The 3253-nt window shown below is 62.1% G+C and carries 3 protein-coding genes; all 3 read right to left on the bottom strand.

Going from position 1 to position 3253, the window contains the following annotated elements; translation table 11 throughout:
* Positions 1 to 938: type VI secretion system protein TssA (locus AC1DKD_RS40250; RefSeq protein ID WP_477144650.1), on the bottom strand; the 938-nt coding region annotated here is incomplete at its 3' end.
* 118 nt (positions 939 to 1056) lie between these two features.
* Positions 1057 to 3051: a T6SS phospholipase effector Tle1-like catalytic domain-containing protein gene (locus tag AC1DKD_RS40255; RefSeq protein WP_477144651.1), complete on the bottom strand. Its 1995-nt coding sequence runs from the start codon at positions 3049 to 3051 to the stop codon at positions 1057 to 1059.
* The coding region (locus tag AC1DKD_RS40260; protein WP_477144652.1) for a hypothetical protein at positions 3048 to 3253 on the bottom strand (206 nt) is incomplete at its 5' end. The genes AC1DKD_RS40260 and AC1DKD_RS40255, both read right to left, overlap by 4 nt.

Here is a 3253-nt window from a genome sequence, read left to right on the forward strand (position 1 = left end):
AACCATAGTCGCGCTGCGCGAATGCCGGAGAGGGCGGCACCTCGATCGACTGGGAAGTCGGCCGATCTGGGGGCGGTCGTGGTGACTTCCGCGATAGCGGCAGTACCGTTGCCATTCCACACGTCGGCTACGCTTTCCGGGTGCAATTCAGCGGACGGCATGGCGTTGGGCTCGGCCACGGCCGGGGCAATCGCGGGTTCGGCAGTGTTTGCCACCGTGCCCAGCAGTTTCAATAGCGGCTGCAGATCAGGCCGTTCGTCCGGGAGGTTGTCGCTGGCCCAGGCGTCAATGGCCGATGCGATTCCCGCGGCCTCCTCGAGCGCCACCAGGGTAGCGCTGTGCGCCACGCGCATATCCTTCAGCTGCTGGCGCACCGATTCCGATGGCAGGGCATCGGGCGTTCGTGGCACGGCGAGCGAACGCTCCACGTCCCGAATCTGTAGCCGCAGCGCGCCGTTGGCCATGATCGGCAGATCCCGCACGTCTTGCATTAACCCTGCCGGATCGGCGAGCGCAGCTAGCGCATTGGCGCGCAAGGCGAGATCGGCCTCACCCTCGACCACGCGTTGTGGATGGATTGCGTCAGGCCATTTCGTCAGCAGTTGCGCCAACAGTGCCAGGCCATCCCGCAGGCCTGCAGCGTGATCCATCCGGGCCCGGCAGCGCAGCAACAGCACCAGGATGCGAATATCACGCGTGCGCAGCAGCAGGCGCCGGCAGTCACGCTCCAGCTCCGTCCAGCTAACCGCCTCCGGCGCACTGACAAAGTCCCCGTATTGGGCGTCCGGTTTCGGCGCCGCCTTGGCCAGGAGCACAACGAACTCAGGGTCATACTCCAGATCGTCCCCGCAAGGTTTCTCTTTGGTGATGGCTTCCATCAGCTCCGGAAAGCGAGTGGACGTGTTGGCCGAAGGCGTGATCTTGGATTTGGCAGTCATCTCAGTGCAGTGGGTGGATGGTAGCGATTTGCGTGCCATAGCCGGATGTCGGAATGTCTCCGGCCGCTCTGGCGGCTCTGGCCAGGCTGGCGCACGACAGTGGTCTTGGGAAGCACTCCTAGTTGAGGCGCGGAAACCATTCCGACATCGGTGGCATACGCGGCGGCATCCGCTCGGCTTCGGCCTGGTTGCGCTTGCCTCTGGCTTCGCTGATGCGTCGCTCGTTATCGCGTGCCACCTGGTCCCGAACGATCTTGTCTCCCGCATTGCCGAAGTAGATGCGGCGGAACTTCGCGATGCCGTAGCCATTGGTCTGAAACTCTGGCATGCCGAATCCGATGAAGCCCGCCATCGAGTCATGCACGTGGGCATCGAGGAAGCTGGCGATCGCCTGCGGTACCGCGCCATCTTGCAGGACCTCCAGGAGTCGGGTCATGTCCCGTTCGGGCGCCTGCGCATCGTGTACCTCGGGGTACATGTTTTGGGAGAGCCATTCGCGCCATCTCGCGAGCACTGCGGGCGCCTGCCTGGCTATCGCGCCAGCCTCCGCCTGGAGCGAGTCATCGACCAACGGGCGCGATCGCGCAAACTTCAGCAATCTGGCACCAGGGGCCGGGCGAAACGGGCTATCGAGCACTTCGCCTTCCCGCTCGGCTTCCCAGTTGTTGACCCTCATTCTCCATTCAAGCTTGCGGCAGGACTCCGCAACTACCTGAATCAGTGCGCGCTGTGTGTGCAGAAGCCAGGTCGGCTCGTCCTTGAAGTCGTCGCCCTGGTCGTGATTGGGCTTGCCACACGCGCGCTGATACTGCGGCGAACCGCGGAACCCCGCCTCCAGCAACTGCCAGCGATGGCTGAAGTACCAGCGCATATGCTGCCGGGTCATGTCCTCCAGCGTGCCGGCCTTGATGTTGGCAGCCAGGTAGTAGGCCTTGACGGCGTCGACGGCAGATTGCGATGGTGTCAGCGCATCGAATACCTTCTTTTGACCCTTCTCAATCAGTTGCTGCTCTGTATAGAAGGGCACGCCTGCCACAAGCGCGGCGCGATACATCTCGAAGCCAGGCACACGAGCCAATTGCAGGTCGTGGTGTGGGCCCACTGCATTCCAGTCGGCCTTGCCCAGGCACAGCGGCATGTAGCCCCCACCGATGTCCGAGTGCGAGCCGGGAAACACAAACTCCTTGCAGTTCGGGGGATACTTTCCATTGATTCGGACCGAATCGGAGGGGAAACACGCGCGCACCTCGTGGCCAGCGACCAGGTGCAGGCATTGCTCCACGGCCGGATGAACCTGCATGTTGTCGTCGGCCCAGCTTTGGCGCCCTTCCGCAAAAGAGTAAAGTCCGGCAATACCTACTGATGCCACCGTGTCGAAAATCCCGAGGAACTGTACGTGCAGCGGAATGCCGGCGAAGCGCCAACCTCCGTCCACCTTCTCGCAGATTTCGTAGAGCCAGTTGACGAAGGCGCGGGCTTCCGCTGCCCCGCGCGAAAAGCCAAACACGCTGAGGTTGATCTGCAGGATTTGCGGCTTGCGTCCACGAATCGCAGCCTTGAGCCGGTCCTGCCAGGTCTGCTTCAATGCCCACCGCCGCTGCCAACCCGAAGAGCCAACGCCGCCCAGGCCGGAGGTCATCGCCTTGGCTTGGTCGTCGGGGATCAGGTCGTCGCCACGTTGATACCGATGAACGGCATTGAAGATGCGGGTCAGTCCCCAAATGATGCGCGGCTCGCCGCCCCAGGCAGCTGCGGAGCCAAACTTGCCACCGTCGTCGCCTATTTCCCTGAATGGGGTACCGACTCCGGGGATGTAGTAGGCATAGTAGGCATTGGTCCCAACTTTCTTGCGGTCGGGATAGGCGTGATACAGACGCACCACGTTGCTGTGTTTCTGGTGGCGCGGGTCTTGTTCGTGCTTCTTGTAGTCTTCATCCTCGTTGTTGCCGGTGCCATCGAAGAACAGCCCGACGAACAAGCTGYCAGAGCAGGAGGGCGTCCTAGGATCTCCGGTGGCTCTGCACATGGCATGGCTTCGCTGCAGTTGCTCCCGGTCGGACAATGCCCGCCCACGTGTCAGGTCTGGATTCAGGGCAAAATCGATCTCTGTCATTTCTTGTGTTGATCCTCGTAGTAGTTTCGTGCCCAGTCCTCATTGAGGGTCCATGGGGCCCAGTCTTTCTGCGGCAAGGGGTTGGCAGGATGGCCAAGGCTGTACCTGGACACGACGATCTTGACGCGATGTTCTGGGTAGAAATGCACCTGGACCGCGCCCCGGTTTTGCGCCGTATACTTAGGTATCGCTACCTCGGCTT

It is taken from the genome of Cupriavidus sp. 05T313, from assembly GCF_056396665.1.